Raw genomic sequence first — 18,253 nt, forward strand, 5'->3', positions numbered from 1 at the left:
TGCGGCCTGATTGCACGCATCGCCACCCTCTCCCGTCGGGAGAGGGTGTAATACTCAAAACGCTACCGTTTTGCTGCGGTCATTGCCTTGAACACCTCTGCCACCGCCACGGCCCCCGGGTCGGTCACACCCTCCAGGTTCTCTTTGTTGACATACGACGAACGTCCGGCACCCGCTTTCACCATATTCGCTGTCGCCTCAGCGCCCGCGTTCGCAGCCTGCGCAGCAGCCTGAAGGTCGCCTTTCTGCAATGCCTCCAGCGCCGGTTGCAGGGCATCGATCAAGGTGCGATCGCCAAGATCTGCCCCACCATACTGCTTCATCTGCGCCAGCCCGCTTAAGAGCGCTTCCGGCAACGGCTGACCATCGTGCAGCGTCTGCCCGGCAGCGGTAAAGAAGATCGACATCAGCACACCGCTTGAGCCCCCCATAACCGTTGCCAGTCGCTCGCCAACCAGCAGCAACAGCGTCGACACATCATTTAGCGGAAGCTGTTTCTTCTCCAGACGCTGCGCAATATCCCGCGCCCCTTGCGCAAAGGTAGAGCCCGTATCACCATCACCCACTTTGGCATCCAGCGCATTGAGGCGGTTTTCCAGCTGGATCAGCGTCTGCGTGACCGTGGAGACGATCTCTGCGACCCGTGGATTGTCCGAGGCGGTATATTCCACGCGGTCATGGATCGCGTTATGTTCCTGCACGCGCAGCGGCGCAAACGCCACCGGCTTCTGCCAGCCCAACGTCTCCACCTCTTCATGGAGAGCTTTTTCGAACAGATCGTTAAGCTTCAGCAACGTCAGCGAAAAGCCTTTCATATCCAGGGCACTCACCAGCGGTGCCGGACCAATCAGATAAGCGATATTCTCTTTCAGCGCCGAGTGGGCCAGCTCTTTGGTGAGCAACGCCATCTCCAGCGCCGACACGCCGCCGAGGTTATTGATAAGCACCGCAAAACGCCCGTTACCGGCCTGCGCTTTGAGCGGCTCGACCAGCGTGTCGATGATGGCTTTGCTGTTTTGCGTATCGACAACCGAGGCACCAGGCTCGCCGTGGATCCCAAGCCCCAGCTCCACGTGCCCCTGCTTGATCCGCCCCTCTTCATCATCACTGCCCGGCAGGTTACAGGTTTGCATTGCCACGCCCAGGCTCCAGAGATTATCGCAAGCCTGCTGCGCGATATCGCGCACCTCGGTCAGTGATTTGCCGTGCTCTGCCGCATAGCCCGCGATTTTATGAACCAGTGCCGTACCGGCGATACCGCGCGGCTGCTTGTTATCCGGCAGGGCAATATCATCGGCGACAATGACCATCTCGACCTTCAGGCCATAGCGCTTGGCTTTTTCTGCTGCCAGGCCGAAATTAAGCCGGTCGCCGGTGTAATTTTTCACGATCAGCAGACAACCCCGATCGCCCGTTACCGCCACAATGGCGTTCAGCACCGCATCAACGCTCGGCGAAGCAAAAAGATCACCGCACACCGCTGCCGTGAGCATCCCTTTGCCGACAAACCCGGCGTGTGCAGGTTCGTGACCAGAGCCACCGCCTGAAATAACCGCCACCCGGCTTTTATCCCAGTCGCTGCGCGCCACCACCCGAATGGCCGGGTCGATATCAAGTTTGACGAGATTAGCGTGTGGTGCCGAAATCAGTATGCCTTCGATGGCGTCGTTGACCAGCTGTTTGCGATCGTTAAAGAAGAATCTGGACATAGTTTTCCAAAATTTTGTGAACCGTATGCAAAAGCATAGTCCGCGCTGGATAATGCGCCGCAAAGTCAGCAATTTACTCAGCCATTTTGCCGTCAGGTTGCCTATACTCGACCGAGGACTAAGAGAGGAAGCGCATTATGAGTACACCATTGTTAATTGCCCGCACGCTGGACAAAGAGCTGTTTTTACTGCCCGCGATGGCCAACCGTCACGGTCTCATCACCGGGGCCACCGGGACGGGGAAAACCGTGACCCTGCAGAAACTGGCAGAGTCGCTTTCAGAGATCGGCGTACCGGTCTTTATGGCCGATGTAAAAGGCGATTTAACCGGTGTGGCTCAGGAAGGCACTCCGTCCGAAAAACTGCTCGACCGACTCAAAAATATCGGCATCACGGACTGGACACCGCACAACAATCCGGTCGTGTTATGGGATATCTTTGGTGAGAAAGGTCACCCGGTACGTGCAACCGTCTCCGATCTCGGTCCGCTGCTGCTGGCTCGTCTGCTCAACCTCAACGACGTGCAGTCCGGTGTACTGAACATCATCTTCCGTATTGCCGACGACCAGGGTCTGCTGCTGCTTGATTTCAAAGATCTGCGGGCCATTACCCAGTACATCGGTGATAACGCCAAATCGTTCCAGAACCAGTACGGTAATATCAGCAGCGCCTCAGTCGGTGCCATCCAGCGCGGGTTACTGACCCTGGAGCAACAAGGTGCCGAACATTTCTTTGGCGAGCCGATGCTGGATATCAAGGACTGGATGCGCACCGACAGCAACGGGAAAGGCATCATCAATATTCTGAGCTCAGAGAAGCTTTACCAGATGCCGAAGCTCTACGCCGCCAGCCTGCTGTGGATGCTCTCTGAACTGTACGAGCAGTTACCTGAAGCCGGCGATCTCGACAAACCCAAGCTGGTCTTCTTCTTCGACGAGGCGCACCTGCTGTTTAACGATGCGCCACAGGTTCTGCTGGATAAGATTGAACAGGTGATCCGCCTGATCCGCTCTAAAGGCGTCGGCGTCTGGTTTGTTTCGCAAAACCCGTCCGATATTCCTGACAACGTGCTGGGACAGCTTGGCAACCGCGTACAGCATGCCCTGCGCGCCTTTACGCCGAAAGATCAGAAGGCCGTCAAAGCCGCCGCGCAAACCATGCGAGCGAACCCGGCATTTGATACCGAAGCGGCCATCCAGGCGTTGGGCACCGGTGAAGCGCTTATCTCTTTCCTGGATGCAAAAGGCAGCCCGTCCGTTGTGGAGCGCGCAATGGTGATTGCCCCTTGCTCCAGGATGGGGCCCGTGACGGACGATGAACGCAACGGCCTGATTAACCGCTCCCCGCTGTATGGTAAGTATGAGGACGACGTGGATCGCGAGTCGGCATTCGAGATGCTGCAAAAAGGGGTTCAGGCCACCACCGAATCCCAGGACGCACCTGCCGCCAAAGGCCAGTCTGTTGCCGTGGACGATGGCATCCTGGGCGGGCTTAAGGATATCCTGTTTGGTACGACCGGACCACGCGGCGGCAAACGCGATGGCGTCGTGCAGACCATGGCAAAAAGTGCAGCGCGTCAGGTCACGAATCAGATTGTACGCGGCATGCTGGGGAGCCTGTTAGGCGGTCGTCGCCGGTAAGCGGGGAACCCAGGGGCGACCAAGCGCCGATCCCTGTACGCCGTGCTCTTGCAGATAACGGTCGATTTCCACCATCCCCGTCCAGCGGTTCTCACACCAGAGCGGTGCAAGAAGCGTTGGACGGCGGGCGCTGGCGGAGATGCGGTGGTAGACAATCTCCGGCGGGGTGTGCCGAATCATCTCCCCCGCCGTCATCGTATACGCATCAAGCTCAATACCGGTTAAGCGCCCGGCTTCCCAGGCTTTGGCCATGATACTGCCCTTCACGATGTGCAGTGGATGCAGCTTAATTCCGTCCACACCGGTCTCGACCACCTTTTCCAGTGTCTCAAGACCGTGCTGCTGCCCTTCGCCAGGCAGGCCGACAATCAGGTGTGAGCACACCTTTAGCCCACGCTCACGCGCGAGACGTGTGGTGCGCTGGTAACAGGCAAAATCATGTCCACGGTTGATGCGGTGCAGAGTTTTGTCGTGCGCACTTTGCAGGCCCAGCTCCAGCCAGATCTCATACCCCTGCTCCTTGTACTCGCTGAGAAGGTCCAGTACCGCTTCCGGCACGCAGTCCGGGCGGGTGCCCACACACAGCCCTACGATACTGGCCTGACTTACCGCCTGCTGATACATGGAACGCAAGACCTGTACTTCCGCCCATGTGCTGGTGTAGGCCTGGAAATAGGCCAGATACTGTTTCGCACGGTTGACCAGACTCGCCTGATGGGACAGCTGTTCGACGATAGAACGATGCTGCTGCGCTTCGTCAGCAAAAGACGCCACATTACAGAAAGTACAGCCCCCGCGCCCGATCGTCCCGTCACGGTTCGGGCAGCTAAAACCGCCATGCAGCGTCAGCTTGTGAACCTTTTGCCCATAACGCTGCAAAAGATCCCCACCAAACATGTTGACTAATTTCTGTAACTGCATAATCTGATAGACCGTCCCAAAGAAAGGGGACAAGCCTGCCATTTTTAGCCTCTGTCGGCGATGACCTGGATCAATCGCCCTGGAAGGCCTTTATCTCTATGAATAAATACTCAGGATTACTGCAATTTCATTCACGCCAGTTGTGATTACTTTTCCTTATGTTCTGATTGTTTTTTTCACTTATAGCGTCAGCACTGAAAAACAGTGACTTTATGCGGGTTTGCATTTCATCGTAGAGAATTATTCTGCTAAAAAACGGCTATTCAGCACGCTACATCGATAATACCGCTTTCATATAGTGAGTCAGATCACACTCCGCTGCGTCTCACCACAGCTTACAAACGTTGTAAATAGAGTTGAATTTCTTTTATATACAAATAGTTAATAGCTCTTTAGCACATTTTTGTATAAATAAGATTGCCATTTGACCTGTGTACCAATTCCCGATAAGTTGGAAATCCGCTGGAAGCTTTCTGGATGAGCAGCCTGCTCATCATATTTATGCAGTAATTGAGATTCCCTCTGAAGCAAGTCCTCAAACTTGTTTACCTGCGCGAAAGGATGAAAAAGAGGGCGAATGCGAGGTACGCGTATGAAACGCAAACCCCGTCGCCATGCTCTTTCTGTGCCTGTGCGCCACGGTTCAGTGGGAAGCCCGACGAGCCTGGGGAGGTTCACTGATATGTTGTACGATAAATCCCTTGAGAAGGATAACTGTGGTTTCGGCCTGATCGCCCACATAGAAGGCGAACCTAGCCACAAGGTAGTGCGTACTGCTATTCACGCACTGGCCCGCATGCAGCACCGTGGTGCCATCCTTGCTGATGGTAAAACCGGCGACGGTTGCGGTCTGCTGCTGCAAAAACCGGATCGTTTCTTCCGTATCGTTGCGGAAGAGCGCGGCTGGCGTTTAGCCAAAAACTACGCTGTCGGTATGCTGTTCCTGAATCAGGATCCTGAAAAAGCTGCCGCCTCACGCCGCATCGTCGAAGAAGAACTTCAACGTGAAACCCTGTCTATTGTTGGCTGGCGCGATGTGCCAACCAACGAAGGGGTACTCGGCGAAATCGCCCTCTCCTCGCTGCCTCGAATTGAACAGATTTTTGTTAATGCCCCTGCGGGCTGGCGTCCGCGTGATATGGAACGCCGTCTGTTTATCGCCCGTCGTCGCATTGAAAAACGTCTCCAGGACGACAAGGAGTTCTACGTCTGTAGCCTCTCTAACCTGGTGAACATCTATAAAGGTCTGTGTATGCCGGCTGACCTGCCGCGCTTCTACCTAGACCTGGCGGACCTGCGTCTGGAATCGGCCATCTGCCTCTTCCACCAGCGCTTCTCCACCAACACCGTCCCTCGCTGGCCGCTGGCGCAGCCGTTCCGCTACCTGGCGCACAACGGCGAGATCAATACCATTACCGGTAACCGCCAGTGGGCGCGTGCTCGTACCTATAAGTTCCAGACGCCACTGATCCCTGACCTGCACGATGCCGCGCCGTTCGTTAACGAAACCGGCTCTGACTCCAGCTCCATGGATAACATGCTGGAGCTGCTGCTGGCAGGCGGTATGGATATCGTGCGCGCCATGCGTCTGCTCGTGCCACCGGCATGGCAGAACAACCCGGATATGGATCCAGAGCTGCGCGCGTTCTTCGACTTTAACTCCATGCACATGGAGCCGTGGGATGGCCCGGCGGGCATCGTTATGTCCGATGGTCGCTTTGCTGCCTGTAACCTTGACCGTAACGGTCTGCGTCCGGCACGCTACGTCATCACCAAAGATAAGCTCATCACCTGCGCCTCTGAAGTCGGTATCTGGGATTACCAGCCTGACGAAGTGGTTGAGAAAGGCCGCGTTGGCCCGGGCGAGCTGATGGTTATCGACACCCGCGGTGGGCGCATTCTGCACTCTGCTGAAACCGATAACGATCTGAAGAGCCGCCATCCGTACAAAGAGTGGATGGAGAAAAACGTTCGTCGCCTGGTGCCATTCGAAGATCTGCCGGATGAAGAAGTGGGCAGTCGTGAGCTGGACGATGATACGCTCGCCAGCTTCCAGAAACAGTTTAACTACAGCGCCGAAGAGCTGGATTCCGTGATCCGCGTACTCGGTGAAAATGGCCAGGAAGCGGTCGGCTCCATGGGTGACGATACCCCGTTTGCCGTGCTCTCCAGCCAGCCACGCATCATTTATGACTACTTCCGTCAGCAGTTTGCGCAGGTGACCAACCCGCCAATCGATCCGCTGCGTGAAGCACACGTGATGTCACTGGCCACCAGCATTGGTCGCGAGATGAACGTCTTCTGCGAAGCTGAAGGCCAGGCGCACCGCCTGACCTTTAAATCGCCGATCCTGCTGTACTCTGATTTCAAACAGCTCACCACCCTGAAAGAGGATCACTACCGCGCCGACACGCTCGATATCACTTTCGACGTGACCGAAGCGACCCTCGAAGAGACGGTGAATGCGCTGTGTGACAAAGCGGAACAGATGGTGCGTAACGGTACCGTTCTGCTGGTGCTTTCTGACCGCAATATTGCGAAAAACCGTCTGCCGGTACCGGCCCCCATGGCGGTAGGTGCTATCCAGACGCGTCTGGTCGATAAGAGCCTGCGCTGCGACGCCAACATCATTGTTGAAACCGCCAGCGCCCGCGATCCGCACCACTTTGCCGTGCTGTTAGGCTTTGGTGCGACGGCTATTTACCCGTACCTGGCCTACGAAACGCTGGCGCGTCTCGTGGATACCCGTGCTATCGACAAAGATTACCGCACGGTGATGCTGAACTACCGTAACGGCATCAACAAAGGCCTGTACAAAATCATGTCCAAAATGGGCATCTCGACCATCGCCTCCTACCGCTGCTCGAAGCTGTTTGAAGCGGTCGGTCTGCATGACGACGTGGCGACACTTTGCTTCCAGGGCGTTATCAGCCGTATCGGCGGAGCCGGATTCGCTGACTTCCAGCAGGATCTGATGAACCTGTCGAAACGCGCCTGGCTGGCACGTAAGCCGCTGGATCAAGGTGGTCTGCTGAAGTATGTCCACGGCGGTGAATATCACGCTTATAACCCGGACGTGGTGCGTACGCTGCAACAGGCCGTTCAGAGCGGCGAGTACAGCGATTACCAGCAGTATGCTGAACTGGTGAACAACCGTCCGGCGGCGACGCTGCGCGACCTGCTGGCGCTGAACCCGGGTGATGAAGCCGTCAGCATTGACGACGTTGAGCCTGCCACTGAACTGTTTAAACGCTTTGACACCGCGGCAATGTCCATCGGTGCGCTCAGCCCGGAAGCTCACGAAGCGTTGGCTGAAGCGATGAACAGCATCGGCGGCAATTCAAACTCCGGTGAAGGTGGTGAAGACCCTGCCCGTTATGGCACCAACAAAGTCTCACGTATCAAGCAGGTTGCATCCGGTCGCTTTGGCGTCACGCCAGCGTATCTGGTTAACGCCGACGTGATTCAGATTAAAGTCGCTCAGGGTGCAAAACCGGGCGAAGGCGGCCAGTTACCGGGTGATAAAGTCACGCCGTATATCGCCAAATTACGCTACTCCGTACCGGGTGTGACGCTGATTTCTCCGCCACCGCATCACGATATTTATTCTATCGAGGATCTGGCGCAGCTGATTTTCGACCTGAAACAGGTCAACCCGAAAGCGATGATCTCCGTGAAGCTGGTTTCCGAACCGGGCGTTGGCACCATCGCGACCGGTGTGGCAAAAGCCTATGCGGACCTGATCACCATCGCCGGTTATGACGGTGGTACCGGGGCAAGCCCACTCTCCTCCGTGAAATACGCGGGCTGTCCGTGGGAGCTTGGCCTGGTGGAAACCCAGCAGGCGCTGGTGGCTAACGGTCTGCGTCATAAGATCCGTCTGCAGGTGGATGGCGGCCTGAAAACCGGCCTCGACATCATCAAGGCGGCGATTCTGGGTGCGGAAAGCTTTGGTTTCGGCACAGGCCCTATGGTCGCGCTCGGCTGTAAATACCTGCGTATTTGCCACCTGAACAACTGTGCAACCGGTGTTGCAACCCAGGACGAGAAGCTGCGTAAGAATCATTACCACGGCCTGCCGTTCAAAGTGACGAACTACTTTGATTTCATCGCCCGCGAAACCCGTGAGCTGATGGCACAGCTGGGCGTGAAACGCCTGGTGGATCTGATTGGCCGTACCGACCTGCTGAAAGAGCTGGAAGGTTTCACAGCCAAACAGCAGAAGCTGGAGCTGTCTAAGTTGCTGGAAACTGCCGAGCCACATCCTGGCAAAGCGGTCTACTGCACCGAGAACAACCCGCCGTTCGACAATGGCGTGCTGAACGCGCAGCTGCTGCAGCAAGCGAAGCCGTACGTGGATGACAAGCAGAGCAAAACGTTCTGGTTTGATATTCGCAACACTGATCGTTCTGTCGGTGCATCGCTTTCCGGTTACATCGCGCAAACGCACGGTGACCAGGGCCTGGCGGCCGACCCGATTACCGCGCACTTCAGCGGTACCGCGGGTCAGAGCTTCGGCGTGTGGAACGCCGGCGGCGTTGAATTGTATCTGACCGGTGATGCCAACGACTATGTCGGTAAAGGCATGGCGGGTGGTCTGCTGGCGGTGCGTCCGCCGGTCGGTTCTGCCTTCCGTAGCTGCGATGCCAGCATCATCGGTAACACCTGTCTGTACGGCGCGACCGGTGGTCGTCTGTTTGCAGCGGGTCGTGCAGGTGAACGTTTCGCCGTACGTAACTCCGGTGCCATCACCGTGGTTGAAGGTATCGGTGATAACGGTTGTGAATACATGACGGGCGGGATTGTGTGCGTCCTGGGTAAAACCGGCGTGAACTTTGGCGCAGGCATGACGGGCGGTTTTGCTTACGTCCTGGATGAAGACGGTGAGTTCCGCAAACGCGTGAACCCTGAACTGGTGGAAGTGCTGGATGTTGAAACGCTGGCTATCCACGAAGAACACCTGCGCGGTCTGATTACCGAACACGTGCAGCATACCGGTTCTTCGCGCGGCGAAGAGATCCTGGCCAACTGGCCGGCGTTCTCTGCGAAATTCGCGCTGGTTAAACCGAAGTCCAGCGATGTTAAAGCCCTGTTGGGTCACCGTAGTCGTAGCGCAGCAGAGCTGCGTGTGCAGGCGCAGTAAGGAATTCAGATGAGCCAGAACGTATACCAGTTTATCGACCTGCAGCGTGTTGATCCGCCAAAAAAACCGCTGAAGATCCGTAAAATTGAATTTGTAGAAATCTATGAGCCGTTTTCAGAAGGCCAGGCCAAAGCACAGGCAGACCGCTGCCTGTCCTGCGGTAACCCTTACTGCGAATGGAAATGTCCGGTCCATAACTACATCCCGAACTGGCTGAAACTGGCCAACGAAGGACGTATTTTTGAAGCTGCCGAGCTGTCTCACCAGACAAACACCCTGCCGGAAGTGTGCGGCCGCGTGTGTCCTCAGGACCGTCTGTGTGAAGGTTCCTGTACGCTGAACGACGAATTTGGCGCGGTGACCATCGGTAATATCGAACGCTATATCAACGATAAAGCCTTCGAAATGGGCTGGCGTCCGGATATGACCGGCGTGAAGCAAACCGACAAGCGTGTGGCGATCATCGGTGCGGGCCCGGCGGGCCTGGCCTGTGCGGACGTTCTGACCCGTAACGGCGTGAAGGCGGTGGTCTTTGACCGCCATCCGGAAATCGGCGGTCTACTGACCTTCGGTATTCCGGCCTTCAAGCTGGAAAAAGAGGTCATGACCCGCCGCCGTGAAATCTTCACCGGTATGGGCATTGAGTTCAAACTGAACGTGGAAGTGGGTCGCGACGTGCAGCTCGACGACCTGCTGAAGGATTACGACGCCGTCTTCCTGGGCGTGGGAACCTATCAGTCCATGCGCGGTGGTCTGGAAAACGAAGATGCGCCGGGCGTATTCGACGCACTGCCGTTCCTGATTGCCAATACCAAACAGATCATGGGCTATGGCGAAACCGCCGATGAGCCGTATGTCAGCATGGAAGGCAAACGCGTGGTGGTGCTGGGCGGGGGTGATACCGCGATGGACTGCGTGCGTACCTCCATTCGCCAGAATGCGGCACACGTGATCTGCGCCTATCGTCGTGACGAAGAGAACATGCCGGGCTCTAAACGCGAAGTGAAAAACGCGCGTGAAGAGGGCGTGGAATTCCAGTTCAACATCCAGCCTCTGGGTATTGAAGTGAATGCCAACGGCAAAGTGAGCGGCGTGAAAATGGCGCGCACTGAGATGGGTGCGCCGGATGCGAAAGGTCGTCGTCGCGCAGAGATCATGGCAGGCTCCGAGCATGTGATCCCGGCCGATGCCGTAGTAATGGCGTTCGGTTTCCGTCCTCACAGCATGGAGTGGCTGGCGAAGCACAGTGTAGAGCTGGACTCTCAGGGTCGTGTTATTGCGCCGGAAGGCAACGAAAACGCGTTCCAGACCAGCAACCCGAAAATCTTTGCTGGCGGTGATATCGTTCGCGGTTCCGACCTGGTCGTTACCGCAATTGCCGAAGGCCGTAAAGCCGCTGACGGTATTCTGAACTACCTGGAAGTGTAAAAAAATAAGCCGGATGGCAAATACCATCCGGCTTTTTTTATGCGGCTAACCGCCGTTGATTCTCCCCCTGCAGCTCCGCTTTTCTGTGGTGCCGCAAAAAGAAGGGTTACTTCGTCAATAAGCTCCAGGTCAAATCACTTTCCAGCGTAGTTTGATCTGTCAGATGGCTGAACGCGCTTTCGTTGAGAACCGGTGAGAGCGTTACGTTGAAACTCATCTGCTGGCCGGAAGGGACCTGGTTATTCTCAAGCGCAATCACCGCCTCGTTATTACGCAGATAGAACGGCGTCGGTGTACCGTTTTCCGGCGTAAAATTCAGCTGATCGACCGTTTTACCCACGGTGTAACTTTTGCCATCGACGGTCATGTTGTCAATTTTGACTGCGACACCGCCGGACTGCCCAAAAAGAAACCGCCCCTTATCTCCCGCTGTACCGCGCAGTATCACCGCCATCTGCTGAGACTGAGGGCAAAAAACATTTACCGTGATGTCACGATCGGCCATTTTATGCCAGTCCTGCTGCGTCGTTTCGATCGTATCCCGGCGCATTTCATGATAATCCACCACCGGCTGTGAGAGACTGAGCTGGCAATCTTCAGCATGGGTTATTCCTGTCACACCGAGCATCAGCAAGGCCACTAAGCCCGATAAGTGTCGACTGTTCATCGGCAGACTCCGTTCACTTCTTCATAGAAGGCATTTTCGTCACGCTTATCAGCCAGGGTGTAATCAATCTTACACAGTCGGTTATTGTCACCGTCTAGCGCGTAGAGCGCGCTCAGCTGATCGGCATCGTTAATAAAGACGTGGCCATCATCAACCGTGGTCACGATATAGTTACCTTTCTCATCAACAATCGAGATCCCTTTACTCAGGGGCTGACCGTCAGCCTGCTTAACGCTTAGCATGACGCGGCGGCTGTTAAGTACTTTGAAATCAATCTCGCTGACCGAGGCATGGCCTGCGGCAATATATTTCGTGCCGTTAGCCAGCGTCATACTCTGCGGCAGCTTATTAGCATCAATTTCTATGCGGGAGTTATGCCATTCGTTGAGTGAAGGTACCACGGCCTGGCCCCATGGATCGGTCCAGACGGTACCTTGCGGAGTGGAGATTTCAACGCCGCTCTTCTTCTCGCTCAGTCTGGCAATCGCGAAGGTGTCCTGAATCGTATACGGCGAGAAAGTCACACCCTCTTTATGCATGGCCACGCCACCCGACAATGTCGCATTGTAGTTCCGCTGATTATCCCCACTGGTTCCGCCCCCCACGCTCAGTTGCGTATAGCGCAGGTTAGTGTTGATGTTGCCGTTGAAGCTGTTGTCTTTCGAATCCTGATCGCGATCGGCTGAGATGTAATAGTTCGTATTGTCTCCCAGCGAGCCGCTGTTAGACGCGCCATAGGAGGTGCTATCACCCTGTTTACGCATATAGGTACTGATGGACTGACTGCCGCCGAGCGGGATGCTCACGTTGACGTAGAACATCTCATTGTCCTGATCGTCATCGACATTACCGACCGCACTTTGCCAGTTCATGGATACTGACGCGTACGTAAAGGTCTTGCCCCATGACAGCAAGAGGTAACGTGAATCTTCACCGTCACCGCTGGTCTGGTTGTAGTTGAACCCTGCGCTAAACACCCCCGCCAGAGGGGAGGAGAAGCGAACGTTGCCGGAATAGGTGTTGTCATATCCCTGATAATCGTCGTCCATCGCATCAGCCAGTTCGCGATACTCTCCGCTGTAATGCGTCGCACTGCCTGAAAGACCGACGTACTCGTTCAGAATGTAATCGCTTTGCAGCTCGGTTTTTACCCCGCTGCTGCTGTCACCAAAGCTCGCATTGCTGACTGCCGCGCCCGTTGAAAGGGTCCAGTCATCGCTTACCAGGAACTCTGTCCTGCCGCCTGCCGCCTGATAGTTTTCCGCAGCGGCACCTGAAGCCAGGAGATTCATCCACGGAGAGACACGCCAGCCGTCAGAGATGTTCATCACCAGCGGATCGTTATAGTCGCTGTCGATGCTGCGCACCTGACCTACAGAAAGGGTTAGACCCTGCGGGCGTGAAAGGTTGCGCGCCCTTACCTGAGACGCCGGGACGATGAAACGGTTAGTTGCGCCGTCGGATTCCACCACCGAGACGTCCAGATCCACATTGTTGCGAACCACGGGCACGTCATCCAGCGTGAAGGGGCCGGCTGGCACAAGGGTACTGAAGACCAGTTGACCATTCTGGCGGATTTCGACACGTGCCTGGGAAGACTGTGCAATACCGGAAACGCTCACGCCAGAGCTTGCTCTCGCCAGACCGCTGGTCGGCATAAACTGAACGCCGGTAATCGGCACCCCGCTCAACACATTGGACATGGCGTTGATTTCACCCACCTGCATCGTCATTTTTTGCGCGGTAAAGACATGCTCTGCATAGGTGTAAATGCTTTCGGCATTTCGACTACCGTCGTCATCCGTCAGGATATAACGGCTGCGCAGCGCCCAGTCCATCGTGTTGAAACCGGCTTCCAGGCTGGCCTGAGAGTAGCGGCTGCTGTCATTGTCACCATAGTCGTTATGGGTGCTGAACAATGAATAGTTCAGCAGCGCCGCCGTTCCGCCATGCTGGAAGTTTTTGATATCCGACGACAGACTGTTCACCGCTTCAGCTGGCAGATAGAGTTCAACGGCCTCCTGGTTAGGCAAGGCGTTGATGACGGCTTTAGGATAGTTATCCCGAATATCATGACACTCCTCACCGGACTTTATTGACACAGGCATCAGCCCAGCAAACTCCATGAGATCGTTATCAAAGCAAAGCATGCCGTCTTTGTTGAAACGAACTGCAGCCATTCCTCGCTCTTTCCCGTTGACCTTCACCGAAACGGAGTGGGTTCCGGGTAAAAAGCGCGGTGCTTCTGCGAAGTAATGGTTGAGATCTTTATTCAACCCCAGCGTTTGCATTATCCCCGTGTCGAAGGTGACCTCCCTCGCCAGTACGGATGTTGAATCAAGTAACACCAGAGGTAATGTGCCGCAAAGAATGGCGCGGACACAAAGTGCAAGGCGGCTTTGTTTACTCACCGTCATATCCCTATTTTATTTATTTAATTCCGACGTAAAGCTCGGGACCTCAACGCCATAACGGCTGGCCGGGAAAAACTTAACGCTGCTGTCACCACTGACTTTCTTACTCATATCAGCCGTTAGCGTTTCGCCAGGAAGAATGTAGGTTTTGGACAGAGAGGCACTCACCCCTGAAGGCAGCAGCATCACGTTCTGCCCAAGACGGACCACATATTTGCTGGGATTGTTCACGGTGACGGATGTGCCGTTTGAGGACCACTTCAGGAACTTCCAGGCATCAGTGACCACACCCAGGGATGCCGGACGAATAAGCACGGGGATATCCTGGCGAATGTTAATGCCAATCTTTATTTTTTTATCATCGTTTTTAGGCGGAATACCGTCGAATGTGACGCGTTTATAATGCTCTACATCCAATGGCTGTTTGTTCTGAAGAATAAAGCGCAGCTGCTGCGTCTGACCTGGCTCAAGACGTACCACCGGCTGCGTTGCAATAAGCTTAAGACCGGTATCGTCCGGCAGGTCAACGACATTTGTATATAAAAGTGAAGGATGCGAATCGGTATTCTTGACGTTAATCGTTCCACTGTGCGTCGCTTCATCAATGATTAACAGACTGGTTTCAGGCACCATGCCTTCTGCATGTACAGCAACACTGGCAGATAATAACGCGGCAGTAATCAGCGTGTTAAATAAAGTAGATTTTAAACAATGCATAATAATATCTCCTTGAAAGCAACAACAGAACAGTCCATGTTTATCGCGCCGTTAAAAAGAGAGTAAATGCAGCGCATTTACTCTCCGGTTAATTAAATTACGTTTACTCGATTAAAAGTCTTACAGATAACGCAGGCTGATAGTCACCTGACCATCAAGCTGGGTGTCATCAGTGATCGCCAGCGTGGTGGTATCCTGGATCGCCAGAGAGGTCACCAGTGGGAAGGTTGCGGTCTGGAACGCCAGTGGAGCCAGGGTGCCAACAGTTGCAACGGTGAAATCACGATAGTTATCGCCCTGAGTTGTACCGTTGGTGCTCTTCGACCAGTTACCCGTAGCATTCTGCTGGTAAATTGGGTCAACTTTAGCGCCGTCAGCCATTACGCTGTCAGTTTTAACGAACAGCGAGTAAGTTCCGATGTTCACTGGTGTTGCACCTGTTGTTTTACCTACACCGTAAGTCTGGCTTTCAGACGAATTAGAACCACCACCAAACACGCCATTCTCAACGGTGAGTTTCGCGTTAGAATCAGCGCGATCGTCAATCATATTCCAGGACACTTTTGTTGCTGCGGTGCAGGTAATAGTCAGATCGATGTCTTTCTGGCCCAGCTGGTTAACTGCCGTTGAGCTTAAACCACCCAAACTAATTGTGCCGTAGTCAACCGTTCCGCCGTTGCTTAACTGAGGCGTACAGGCTGAATTAGTCAGCGTACCTTTGACTTTCAGAACGGCAGTCGGGTTAGCTGCAAAAGCGGATGTCACACAGAGAGAGAGCGCAGTAGCGAGTAAAACCTTTTTCACTTGTTATTCCTTAACATATGAGTAATTGCAATATTAAATACAGCAGGGATAAATAAATTTACCCCATACTGTTTATCGTCATGCTTGAGAGCATGCGTAGATAATATAATCTTTATAAATACAAGCAATTTAGAAAAATTAATTTATGGATTTAGAATAACGTTATCAATAAGTGATATTTATTTATAAGAGTGTATATAGCTTTAAAACGACATATTATATTCAGCGAAGATATAGCTTGAAATTATCCGAACGGTGGGGACAGGCAAAAAAGAGGGGATGTATATAATTTACTTTATTAAACGTTTTGACATAAAAAGACATAAAAAATCCAGCTAGTCTGAATAACTAACTGGATAGTCGATAAAAATGCTTTTACTACTTCACAACGCGCAGTGCAGGACGGCCTCCGCGCGGCGGCGGATCGTCATCAGGATCGTCATTGTGATCGGGCTTGTCACCCTCAATGACCGACATCAGCGTTTCGCTTTCGTTTTCCGAAGCGCCGTTTTCGTCATTCAGGCCGACAACATCCTCGTCATAAGCCGCTTCCGGCTCAAACATGGTGCCTGCACCGTTTTCACGCGCATAAATCGCCAGCACCGCAGCCAGCGGTACAGAAACCTGACGCGGCACACCGCCGAAACGCGCGTTAAAGCGCACTTCGTCGTTGGCCAGTTCAAGGTTACCCACCGCGCGCGGCGCGATGTTCAGTACGATCTGCCCGTCACGTGCATATTCCATAGGAACCTGCACGCCCGGCAACGTCACATCCACAACCAGGTGCGGCGTGAGCTGGTTATCCAGCAGCCATTCATAGAAGGCGCGCAGCAGATACGGACGGCGTGGGGTAAGTTGTGACATTTCCACAGTCATTAGCCTCGGCCGAGACGCATTTCACGTTCCGGTTCAGTTAAAGATGCCAGGAAAGAATCGCGTTCAAATACGCGAGTCATGTAGCCCTTCAGCTCTTTCGCGCCCGGACCGCTGAACTCTACGCCCAGGGTTGGCAGACGCCACAGCAATGGCGCCAAGTAGCAATCTACCAGGCTGAACTCATCGCTCAGGAAGAATGGTTTCTGACCAAACACAGGAGCAATCGCCAGCAGCTCTTCACGCAGTTGCTTACGTGCAGCGTCTGCTTCAGAAGAGGAACCATTGACGATAACGTTCATCAGCGTGTACCAGTCTTTTTCGATACGCTGCATGTACAGGCGGCTTTCACCACGTGCAACAGGGTAAACAGGCATCAGTGGTGGATGCGGGAAACGCTCATCCAGATATTCCATAATGATACGGGATTCCCACAGGGTCAGCTCGCGATCCACCAGCGTCGGTACGCTTTGGCTCGGGTTGAGATCGATCAGATCCTGAGGCGGGTTATCCTTTTCCACATGCTCGATCTCAAAACTGACACCCTTCTCGGCCAGCACGATACGAACCTGATGGCTATAAATGTCAGTAGGACCAGAAAACAGCGTCATTACCGAACGTTTGTTGGCAGCGACAGCCATGAAAACCTCCAGGTATATTCAGAATTTTTACTGCTACCAGCCCAAACAGGGCCAGCCAGATGTTGTATCGCCCATCCCAGAGAAAACACATTGTTCAAGAATCGAACAAAAAACGAGTATTCACCGATATTTGGGCAGAAAATTGGATGATAGTTTACCAGATTTTGATGGCTTTGTGGTGAGGGGATTCTGGAAATGTGGAAAAAGAGAAGATATATGCAGTGATGCTGTGGATAACCTGCACATTATCCATAAAAAAAAACCCGCCGAAGCGGGTTTTTCGCCAATCGTTTCTGCGTAAGCAGAAAAGGATTAACGTTTGGAGAACTGTGGACGACGACGTGCTTTACGCAGACCCACTTTCTTACGTTCAACCTGACGAGCGTCACGAGTAACGAAGCCAGCTTTACGCAGTTCAGAACGCAGGGATTCGTCGTACTCCATCAGAGCGCGGGTGATACCGTGACGGATCGCACCTGCCTGACCGGAGATACCACCACCTTTAACGGTGATGTACAGATCCAGTTTTTCTACCATATCAACCAGTTCCAGCGGCTGGCGAACTACCATGCGGGCAGTTTCACGACCGAAGTACTGTTCCAGAGAACGTTGGTTGATTACGATTTTACCACTGCCCGGTTTGATGAACACGCGAGCTGCGGAACTTTTGCGGCGACCAGTGCCGTAGTATTGATTTTCAGCCATTGCCTATAATCCCGATTAGATGTCAAGAACTTGCGGTTGCTGTGCCGCGTGGTTGTGCTCGTTACCTGCGTAAACTTTCAGTTTACGGAACATAGCACGACCCAGCGGGCCTTTTGGCAGCATGCCTTTAACCGCGATTTCAATCACACGCTCAGGACGGCGAGCAATCATCTCTTCAAAGGTCGCTTCTTTGATACCACCGATGTGGCCAGTGTGATGGTAGTACATTTTGTCTGTACGCTTGTTGCCGGTTACAGCAACTTTATCTGCGTTCAGAACGATGATGTAATCACCCGTATCAACGTGCGGAGTGTATTCCGCTTTATGCTTACCGCGCAGGCGACGAGCCAGTTCAGTAGCCAGACGGCCCAGAGTTTTACCGGTCGCGTCAACAACATACCAGTCGCGCTGTACGGTTTCTGGTTTAGCTGTAAAAGTTTTCATTAAAAGCTTACCCAAATAATAAGTTACACGTTGGTGAACACCCAAACGTTTAGTCAGTTGAGGTTCACACGACAAAGTCCGGCAAACCTACCCCTTCGAATAGCTAATGCCGACACATAGAAAGTTTCGGGAAAAAAACCTTCTCGT

The 18,253-nt window shown here is 53.9% G+C and carries 14 protein-coding genes; 4 read left to right on the forward strand and 10 right to left on the reverse strand.

The window, feature by feature from the left end; all coding sequences use genetic code 11:
• Positions 1 to 62 precede the first annotated feature (62 nt).
• Positions 63 to 1,709: a glycerone kinase gene (locus tag ACMVME_RS16690; RefSeq protein ID WP_251858907.1), complete on the reverse strand. Its 1,647-nt coding sequence runs from the start codon at positions 1,707 to 1,709 to the stop codon at positions 63 to 65.
• Positions 1,710 to 1,846: 137 nt separating this feature from the next.
• Here ACMVME_RS16690 and ACMVME_RS16695 point away from each other — a divergent pair, with 137 nt between their 5' ends.
• Positions 1,847 to 3,349 carry a helicase HerA-like C-terminal domain-containing protein gene (locus ACMVME_RS16695; RefSeq protein WP_025202916.1) on the forward strand — a complete coding sequence of 501 codons (1,503 nt, stop codon included), beginning with the start codon at positions 1,847 to 1,849 and terminating at the stop codon, positions 3,347 to 3,349.
• On the opposite strand, the gene ACMVME_RS16700 is transcribed toward ACMVME_RS16695, so the two are convergent.
• Complete coding sequence (locus ACMVME_RS16700; protein WP_139252549.1) at positions 3,329 to 4,270, reverse strand: TIGR01212 family radical SAM protein; 942 nt, start codon at positions 4,268 to 4,270, stop codon at positions 3,329 to 3,331. The two genes, ACMVME_RS16695 and ACMVME_RS16700, sit on opposite strands and share 21 nt — an antisense overlap.
• 682 nt (positions 4,271 to 4,952) lie before the next feature.
• Here ACMVME_RS16700 and gltB point away from each other — a divergent pair.
• Positions 4,953 to 9,413 carry a glutamate synthase large subunit gene (gene gltB, locus ACMVME_RS16705; protein ID WP_020883516.1) on the forward strand — a complete coding sequence of 1,487 codons (4,461 nt, stop codon included), beginning with the start codon at positions 4,953 to 4,955 and terminating at the stop codon, positions 9,411 to 9,413.
• A 9-nt stretch (positions 9,414 to 9,422) separates the two neighbouring features.
• On the forward strand, positions 9,423 to 10,841 hold the full coding sequence (locus ACMVME_RS16710; RefSeq protein ID WP_251858906.1) for a glutamate synthase small subunit: 1,419 nt from the start codon (positions 9,423 to 9,425) through the stop codon (positions 10,839 to 10,841).
• Between the two features lie 106 nt (positions 10,842 to 10,947).
• Here ACMVME_RS16710 and ACMVME_RS16715 read toward each other — a convergent pair whose 3' ends face one another.
• From ACMVME_RS16715 to sspA, 6 genes are all read right to left on the reverse strand, one after another.
• Positions 10,948 to 11,508, reverse strand: coding sequence for a membrane protein (locus ACMVME_RS16715; RefSeq protein WP_014171836.1), 561 nt, complete (start codon positions 11,506 to 11,508; stop codon positions 10,948 to 10,950).
• A complete protein-coding gene (locus tag ACMVME_RS16720; RefSeq protein WP_020883514.1) occupies positions 11,505 to 13,925 on the reverse strand; it encodes a fimbrial biogenesis outer membrane usher protein in 2,421 nt (806 codons plus the stop codon). Before ACMVME_RS16720 ends, ACMVME_RS16715 begins: the two co-directional genes overlap by 4 nt.
• Before the next feature lie 9 nt (positions 13,926 to 13,934).
• Positions 13,935 to 14,639, reverse strand: coding sequence for a fimbria/pilus chaperone family protein (locus ACMVME_RS16725; RefSeq protein ID WP_014171838.1), 705 nt, complete (start codon positions 14,637 to 14,639; stop codon positions 13,935 to 13,937).
• A 120-nt stretch (positions 14,640 to 14,759) separates the two neighbouring features.
• Positions 14,760 to 15,443, reverse strand: a complete 684-nt coding sequence (locus ACMVME_RS16730) for a DUF1120 domain-containing protein (protein WP_014171839.1) — start codon at positions 15,441 to 15,443, stop codon at positions 14,760 to 14,762.
• Positions 15,444 to 15,821: 378 nt separating this feature from the next.
• Positions 15,822 to 16,313 (reverse strand): ClpXP protease specificity-enhancing factor, encoded by a 492-nt coding sequence (gene sspB, locus ACMVME_RS16735; protein WP_025202910.1) that lies wholly within the window; start codon positions 16,311 to 16,313, stop codon positions 15,822 to 15,824.
• Between the two features lie 5 nt (positions 16,314 to 16,318).
• Complete coding sequence (gene sspA / locus ACMVME_RS16740; protein WP_014071978.1) at positions 16,319 to 16,957, reverse strand: stringent starvation protein SspA; 639 nt, start codon at positions 16,955 to 16,957, stop codon at positions 16,319 to 16,321.
• On the opposite strand from sspA, the gene ACMVME_RS16745 reads away from it, so the two are divergent.
• Entirely contained in the window at positions 16,956 to 17,258 is a 303-nt protein-coding gene (locus tag ACMVME_RS16745; RefSeq protein ID WP_136342246.1) for a hypothetical protein, read from the forward strand. The genes sspA and ACMVME_RS16745 overlap by 2 nt on opposite strands.
• An 11-nt stretch (positions 17,259 to 17,269) precedes the next feature.
• On the opposite strand, the gene rpsI is transcribed toward ACMVME_RS16745, so the two are convergent.
• On the reverse strand, positions 17,270 to 17,662 hold the full coding sequence (gene rpsI / locus ACMVME_RS16750) for a 30S ribosomal protein S9 (protein ID WP_003860436.1): 393 nt from the start codon (positions 17,660 to 17,662) through the stop codon (positions 17,270 to 17,272).
• Between the two features lie 15 nt (positions 17,663 to 17,677).
• Positions 17,678 to 18,106, reverse strand: a complete 429-nt coding sequence (gene rplM, locus ACMVME_RS16755; RefSeq protein WP_003860434.1) for a 50S ribosomal protein L13 — start codon at positions 18,104 to 18,106, stop codon at positions 17,678 to 17,680.
• Positions 18,107 to 18,253: the final 147 nt, after the last annotated feature.

Source organism: Enterobacter cloacae complex sp. 2024EL-00711 (genome assembly GCF_047529885.1).
GTDB classification, from domain to species: domain Bacteria; phylum Pseudomonadota; class Gammaproteobacteria; order Enterobacterales; family Enterobacteriaceae; genus Enterobacter; species Enterobacter ludwigii.

What these genes read in the sequence shown, in the direction of transcription:
- ACMVME_RS16690 (WP_251858907.1), bottom strand. Translation starts at nt 1,709, where the DNA reads ATGTCCAGATTCTTCTTTAACGATCGCAAACAGCTGGTCAACGACGCC.
- ACMVME_RS16695 (WP_025202916.1), top strand. Translation starts at nt 1,847, where the DNA reads ATGAGTACACCATTGTTAATTGCCCGCACGCTGGACAAAGAGCTGTTT.
- ACMVME_RS16700 (WP_139252549.1), bottom strand. Translation starts at nt 4,270, where the DNA reads ATGCAGTTACAGAAATTAGTCAACATGTTTGGTGGGGATCTTTTGCAG.
- gltB (WP_020883516.1), top strand. Translation starts at nt 4,953, where the DNA reads ATGTTGTACGATAAATCCCTTGAGAAGGATAACTGTGGTTTCGGCCTG.
- ACMVME_RS16710 (WP_251858906.1), top strand. Translation starts at nt 9,423, where the DNA reads ATGAGCCAGAACGTATACCAGTTTATCGACCTGCAGCGTGTTGATCCG.
- ACMVME_RS16715 (WP_014171836.1), bottom strand. Translation starts at nt 11,508, where the DNA reads ATGAACAGTCGACACTTATCGGGCTTAGTGGCCTTGCTGATGCTCGGT.
- ACMVME_RS16720 (WP_020883514.1), bottom strand. Translation starts at nt 13,925, where the DNA reads ATGACGGTGAGTAAACAAAGCCGCCTTGCACTTTGTGTCCGCGCCATT.
- ACMVME_RS16725 (WP_014171838.1), bottom strand. Translation starts at nt 14,639, where the DNA reads ATGCATTGTTTAAAATCTACTTTATTTAACACGCTGATTACTGCCGCG.
- ACMVME_RS16745 (WP_136342246.1), top strand. Translation starts at nt 16,956, where the DNA reads ATGAAAACCTCCAGGTATATTCAGAATTTTTACTGCTACCAGCCCAAA.
- sspA (WP_014071978.1), bottom strand. Translation starts at nt 16,957, where the DNA reads ATGGCTGTCGCTGCCAACAAACGTTCGGTAATGACGCTGTTTTCTGGT.
- rpsI (WP_003860436.1), bottom strand. Translation starts at nt 17,662, where the DNA reads ATGGCTGAAAATCAATACTACGGCACTGGTCGCCGCAAAAGTTCCGCA.
- rplM (WP_003860434.1), bottom strand. Translation starts at nt 18,106, where the DNA reads ATGAAAACTTTTACAGCTAAACCAGAAACCGTACAGCGCGACTGGTAT.